Source organism: Candidatus Protofrankia californiensis (genome assembly GCF_900634765.1).
Classification (GTDB): Bacteria; Actinomycetota; Actinomycetes; order Frankiales; family Frankiaceae; genus Protofrankia; species Protofrankia californiensis.
In genome coordinates this window covers 1-2,916 of record NZ_CAAAFT010000458.1, presented here as the reverse complement: position 1 = coordinate 2,916, position 2,916 = coordinate 1, and the positions used below count along the sequence as shown (strand labels likewise).

Below are 2,916 nucleotides of genomic sequence, written 5' to 3'. Positions count from 1 at the left end.
CGCCCTCACCGCAGCCAGCAGCCTGCCGTCCAAGGCCGCAGTCCGCCGGCTCGTCACAGTCATTCTGGCTGGGTTGCACCCCCGCGCTGACTAGTTACGTCCACGCCGGCCAGGTCGCCCTACCCGGGACACGGTCCCGGCTTCCGGACCGGTTGGTGTTCGACAAACTCCTCGGCGGCCGTCGAAAACGCCACCAATCTCGAGCCCGCTCGCCGCCCCTGCTCGCGCGCCAGATGGAAAAGATCAAGGTCGGCATCTCGGGTCCACATGCTGGTAGCCGACGGGAATTCCGAGATCGAACTGGCTACGATGGAACATCGTAGATGGGGCCGGTGGGCAGAAGGCGATGTGGGAGCGCTCGCTGCAGCGCGCCGGGAAGGCGCTGTCGGGTACGAGGACGGGGACTCACATCGCCGTCGCGGGCGGGGTGTGGCGGGAGCCGTGGCTGGGCTGCGCCGCCTGGTCGCGGGGTGCGATCGGTATGCAGCTGTCCACCGGAGGTGGGTCGTGCTGAGCATGCGTGTCCACCGATCCTTGATCGTCGCCTGTCTGATTGTTGCCCTTGGGGTCACCGGATGCGCTACGAACGACTCACGCTCAGCCCAGATCAGTGATCTGCCGACAGCGACATCGACGGTGCAACGGGGACGGGCGAGCCAGGGTCCGATCACGATCGCGGACGCACGGGTCGTGCCGGCCGGGGCGGGCACCCCCACCCGGATCTACCTCACGATCCGCAACGACGGCGCGGTTGCGGACACCGTGACGGCGGTGCGTAGCAACGTCAGCGCCGAGACCCGTCTGGAGCGTGGCGGGACCGACGCCAGGAGCTCACCGCTCGACATGTTGCCGGTGCCGGCACGCGGGACGGTCGCGCTCACCCCAGGAGGGGTCTGGGTGGCGCTGCCCGGCGCGGCCCCACTGATCATTGGCGGCACCGTGGTGGTGACGTTCACCCTTGCCCGCGCGGGCCAGGTCGACGTCTTCACGCCGATCGAACCGTCGGGTGTGGGCGACTGACGGTGCAGCGAAGGTCAACGTCTGACGGTCAACGGATTGCGATCTTCTGTGTCGCCGGTCGTGACAAGCGCGGCCACCGCGAACCTCCGCCGATCGGCCGCCAGTCCGGCGATTCACGGGCTGCTGGCAATGACGAGAGACCCAGCTCCTACTATCCTACATAGTAGGATAGTAGGAGCTGGGTGATTGAGGAGCCGCTTGTGCATTGCTTCAACAAGAAGGTGCTGATCGGACTGGCCGTCGCCGCGGGCGTGGTGCTCCTGGCCGCCCCGCGCACCTTCTGGTCCGCGGTGCCACTACTCGCGGTACTAGCCTGCCCACTGTCGATGCTGTTGATGATGCGTCGCAGCCGTGGCGGGATCCAGGGTGAGCAGTCGAACAGTTGCGCCACCCCTGGCCGGGTGGCCGAGCAGTACGAGGAGCTTCGCAGACTCCGGGAGGAGGTGGCCATCCTCAAGGCCCGCCGGCATCTCGGACAGGCCGACCCGGTCGACCGGCTCTGAGCGGGCCAAGCTGACTGCCACTCTCAGATGGCGAACCCCGCGGCCGCAGTGGTGTCGTAGGTGCGGTGGGCCTCCCGCCGCAGCGCGACCCACGCCCGGGTGTGCATGAGGGGGCCCGCGATGGTTCCGGATTCTGCGCCGTTCCCGCGATGCAGACGGAAAGGCTGGTCCACCCGAATCGCGAGACCGAGTGCCGCCCCCGATGTGCCTGCTTCCACACAGACCCCGCCCTACGGGAACGGTCATGAGTGTGCCCGCCGATGCGTCGGTGGACGCGGCCGACAGCTGCCTGTCGGCGTGTCCCTGGCGCTGCTGCTGGCGACCGCGGGCTGCGTTGCCCCGACTTCCGGCTTTCCCGAACGAATCACGAACCTTGCGCCGCGGGTACTGAACCTGTGGCGAGGCTCGGTCATCGCCGCGCTGGCCGTCGGCGTGACCGTCTGATTGTTGATCTTCTATGCGGTGGTGAGGTTTCGCAAACGCGGAGACGCGCACTCCCCGACGGATCCGGTACCACCTGCCGGTGGAGGTGCTGTACACGGTCCTCCCCCTGGTCATCGTCGCAGGCCTGTTCTCCTACACCGCCCGCGACGAGATCGAGATCAACAAGATGTCGGGCAGGCCGGACGTCACCATCAATGTGATCGGCTTCCGGTGGAACTGGCAGTTCCGCTATCCGGGCACCGGTGCGAACAGCACTGCGCCGCTGGAGGTGATCGGCCGGTCGGGTGAGCCGGCCGTGCTGATGCTGCCGCAGGGACGTTCGATCCGGTTTGTCCTGCCAGTACCCCGGATGTCATCCGCATCCTTCTGGATGCCAGCGTCTCTGTTCAAGCGGGACATGATCCCCGGCCGGATGAACCAGCTTGCGGTGACGATCGGCAAGACCAGCACGTTCAAAGGCCGGTGCGCGGAGTTCTGCGGCGTGGACCACAACCGGATGATCTTCTATGTCGCGGTTGTGCCCGGCGCCGAATATGATCGCTTTGTCGGCGGGCGGACCCGCCCTGCGGGTCTCGGCGCGGCGGGCCGGGCATCATCATCGCGATCAGCGTCGGGACCGACGTCGCGATCCGCTGTGGGGGGTTTGCGTGCTCAGACCCGTCATCGTCGGTCGTGAGCCGGTCCGGCGGGTCTGTCGTTCTCCGTTGGTCACTGACGTCGCTGGTCGGCATGACCTCCGGGGAGAGACTGGACGGTGCCCGCACCGTGGGCGTGTCGTGTGGTGGTGCTGGCCGTGGCCGGTGACGGGCAAGACACACGATCAGGGCGGCCAGGCTGAGGGCTGCCCAGCCGGCCAGGATGTCGATCAGATAGTGGTTGGCGGTGGCCATGACAACGAGCGCCGTCAGCGCCGGGTAGACGCCGCCGAGAAGGCGTGTCCGGCGTCGGT

The 2,916-nt window shown here is 67.5% G+C and carries 4 protein-coding genes and 1 pseudogene; 4 read left to right on the top strand and 1 reads right to left on the bottom strand.

The features are described from left to right. Positions 1-516 precede the first annotated feature (516 nt). From DD1DGNOD_RS23700 to DD1DGNOD_RS23690, 4 genes are all read left to right on the top strand, one after another. Positions 517-1,020, top strand: coding sequence for a copper chaperone PCu(A)C (locus DD1DGNOD_RS23700; protein ID WP_165036990.1), 504 nt, complete (start codon positions 517-519; stop codon positions 1,018-1,020). Between the two features lie 182 nt (positions 1,021-1,202). Next, positions 1,203-1,523, top strand: a complete 321-nt coding sequence (locus DD1DGNOD_RS23695) for a DUF2933 domain-containing protein (RefSeq protein ID WP_131766982.1) — start codon at positions 1,203-1,205, stop codon at positions 1,521-1,523. 297 nt (positions 1,524-1,820) lie between these two features. After that, positions 1,821-1,967, top strand: a complete 147-nt coding sequence (locus tag DD1DGNOD_RS30970; protein ID WP_346434374.1) for a hypothetical protein — start codon at positions 1,821-1,823, stop codon at positions 1,965-1,967. An 85-nt stretch (positions 1,968-2,052) separates the two neighbouring features. Continuing rightward, entirely contained in the window at positions 2,053-2,643 is a 591-nt protein-coding gene (locus tag DD1DGNOD_RS23690; protein WP_346434373.1) for a hypothetical protein, read from the top strand. Positions 2,644-2,800: 157 nt separating this feature from the next. On the opposite strand, the pseudogene DD1DGNOD_RS30605 reads toward DD1DGNOD_RS23690, so the two are convergent. Further along, a pseudogene (locus tag DD1DGNOD_RS30605) lies at positions 2,801-2,916 on the bottom strand (phosphatase PAP2 family protein); the annotation flags it as partial.